This is a genomic window from Psychrobacter sp. T6-1 (genome assembly GCF_052258445.1).
In genome coordinates this window covers 1-2,465 of the sequence record NZ_JBQQFC010000331.1, presented here as the reverse complement: position 1 = coordinate 2,465, position 2,465 = coordinate 1, and the positions used below count along the sequence as shown (strand labels likewise).

Annotated in this window: 3 protein-coding genes and 1 pseudogene; 1 reads left to right on the top strand and 3 read right to left on the bottom strand. The window is 39.9% G+C overall.

Features of this window, described 5'->3' with window-relative positions; genetic code table 11:
* Nucleotides 1-1,019, bottom strand: a 1,019-nt coding sequence (locus ACTXGO_RS12395; RefSeq protein WP_443574754.1) for a putative DNA modification/repair radical SAM protein, incomplete at its 3' end; no start/stop codon positions are given.
* 251 nt (nucleotides 1,020-1,270) lie between these two features.
* Between ACTXGO_RS12395 and ACTXGO_RS12390 the strand changes: the two genes are divergently transcribed.
* Nucleotides 1,271-1,822 (top strand): hypothetical protein, encoded by a 552-nt coding sequence (locus tag ACTXGO_RS12390; protein ID WP_317198501.1) that lies wholly within the window; start codon nucleotides 1,271-1,273, stop codon nucleotides 1,820-1,822.
* Between the two features lie 185 nt (nucleotides 1,823-2,007).
* On the opposite strand, the gene ACTXGO_RS12385 is transcribed toward ACTXGO_RS12390, so the two are convergent.
* Both ACTXGO_RS12385 and greA read right to left on the bottom strand, forming a co-directional pair.
* Nucleotides 2,008-2,145, bottom strand: a complete 138-nt coding sequence (locus ACTXGO_RS12385; RefSeq protein WP_317198500.1) for a hypothetical protein — start codon at nucleotides 2,143-2,145, stop codon at nucleotides 2,008-2,010.
* 233 nt (nucleotides 2,146-2,378) lie between these two features.
* Nucleotides 2,379-2,465, bottom strand: a pseudogene (greA, locus tag ACTXGO_RS12380) (transcription elongation factor GreA); the annotation flags it as partial.

Genomic DNA, 2,465 nt, shown 5'->3' with positions numbered 1-2,465 from the left:
ATCATGTCATAGCTTGCGGTTTGAATATTGACCGGAAAATGCTCGCGATGACGTATCGCCCAAGCCAGCTTTGGATCGCAGTCTAAGTCCAAAAATGGGGATTCAGGCTCGACGATTTCGTGCGCACCAAAACCATAAAAACGCATGAGCCAATCAGCCTGATACAGACGGTTTTCGCGTACCATAGGGACAGGCGTGCCAATCGCTGGCAGGCGAGTGTCAGAGAGCATCGGTACGTAGCCTGAGTAGTAAACACGCTTGAGATCATACTCTTTATAAAAATGGCTAGACAACTGAATCACTTGCAGATCCGTCTCATTACTCGCACCTACAATCATTTGGCTGGTTTGACCCGCTGGTACAAATTTCGGTGCTTTTTTATGCTTTTTTTGGCTCTCGCGGATGGTGATGATTTCAGTCTTTACCGTTTCCATCGGTGCTTTTAATTCGTCATGCGACTTCTCAGGAGCAAGCAGTGCCAAACCTGATTTGGTCGGTATTTCAATATTAACACTGAGACGATCCGCGTACAGACCTGCTTCTAATAAAAGCTCTTTTGAGGCCCCAGGAATGGTCTTTAGATGAATATATCCATTAAAGCGCTCACGAGTACGCAGTATCTTGGCGACCTCAACCAAGCGCTCCATCGTATAGTCACCACTCTTAAAAATACCTGAGCTCAAAAATAGCCCCTCGATATAGTTACGACGATAAAACTGCATGGTGAGATCAACCACTTCTTCAACGCTAAAAGCCGCGCGCGGGGTGTCATTGCTTTTGCGAGAAGTACAGTATGCACAATCATAAATACAATGATTGGTGAGTAAGATTTTGAGGAGGCTGACGCAGCGACCGTCTTCAGTATAGCTGTGACAGATACCTGTCGCTGAAGCATCACCCAAACCGCCGCCTTGATTTTTGCGCGTGCCAGCAGATGATGAGCAAGACACATCATATTTGGCCGCATCGGCTAAGATGTTGAGTTTGCCTTGAAGTCTTTCGTAATTGATGGTTGCCATAGAGGAGATTACCAATTCGTTAGTAGGGTGCTATTTTACCAAAATGCTCTGTAAGTCACTGTAATCATGAGAGAATTTTCCAAACAATACGACAAGTAGTGTCGTATTATGAATATGTAAGGTGGTAAATAGTGGCTTTACATATATTTTAGAAGCTAAGCTTTGTAGCTTTATCCATAAGCCATTTTTCCAGTAGCCATTCTAACCTTGAGTCTATAAACTCATCAGAATAATATTTTAAAGAAAATCCTATGCTAAATAAGTTTAAAAAAAAATCAGCATCTCAAAAGTTTGATACGTTTCTAAATGTCTCGTTGATATCCTTCATCATTGTACTCAATTTTTTGGAATGGCAAGGTAGAGGTTTTCCGCAGGAGTCGGAACTGCAATACACTGAGGGTATCATCACTGATACAGGGTTTAGTATAGCCTTACAATCTATCGAAGACCCCAATCAGATAACGCTTTATGGCTGTAGCTATAATGTGCTTGGTAGTATTACCTCTGGATCGTGTATAGACCCTAAATATCTTGAACCAAGGCTCGGTAAAGATGCAAAAATTGGATGGTACTATCAGCCCGATTTTTTAGGCGCATCCAATAAATTACCACAATTAGTTGTTTTAGAAGTTGAGGGAGCAGAGGAGGATCTGCAAATAACCTACGAAGATACTAAAAGCCTAATTTTCGATCAAAACATGATAGGAGTGCTCACTACGTCAATCTTAGGTTTTGGTTTTATCTTTTTTATGACAAAACTTAATAATATAATTAATAGACCAATTCTATATAAAGAAAAATGATATTTTCTAAATCTCAGATATTTTTGTCACTGCATCAAGCAGTTATATCCTAAGCTTAAAGCAGCGTTTTACCATATCCATGAGCAAAACGCTATCATAAAAAAAGGTCTGGTGGACTAAATGCTTAGCCCACCAGACCTTTTATCAACTTTAATATTTTTTTATTTTTAACCTCAGTTTTATTTTTATTGAACCTTGGCGCGTATGACCATAGTATTGCCAACTTGCTGGATAGTTTGGTAACTATCACCGCCAGTGGTAGCAAGCGTTGGTAATAGTTTGTTTAGTGACAATAGCTGTACGCCATTCGGCAGTGACACCATTGCCTTGATATCATTGACTGGCTGCGTGGTAGTATTGGTATAAATAGTGTGGTAAGAGTCCTTTATATAAAGTAACTAATCAGCTATTTAATTAAAATTGAACTGATTATTTACTAAATTTAAGGAATTAAAACAGTAGCATTGTGTAATTTGAATAAAAAAATACCCCAAATGATCAAGTAAACTCACCTTAATCAGTTGAGGTAGGTTAGCGAAGCTAAGGCTGAGCTAAATTAGCTATAGATCACTTTCATGATCTCATACTCGACCACGCCTTTTGGCGTTTCGATACGGGCTTCGTCACCCTCAGACTTGCCAAT

What these genes read in the sequence shown, in the direction of transcription:
- ACTXGO_RS12390 (WP_317198501.1), top strand. Translation starts at nt 1,271, where the DNA reads ATGCTAAATAAGTTTAAAAAAAAATCAGCATCTCAAAAGTTTGATACG.
- ACTXGO_RS12385 (WP_317198500.1), bottom strand. Translation starts at nt 2,145, where the DNA reads ATGGTGTCACTGCCGAATGGCGTACAGCTATTGTCACTAAACAAACTA.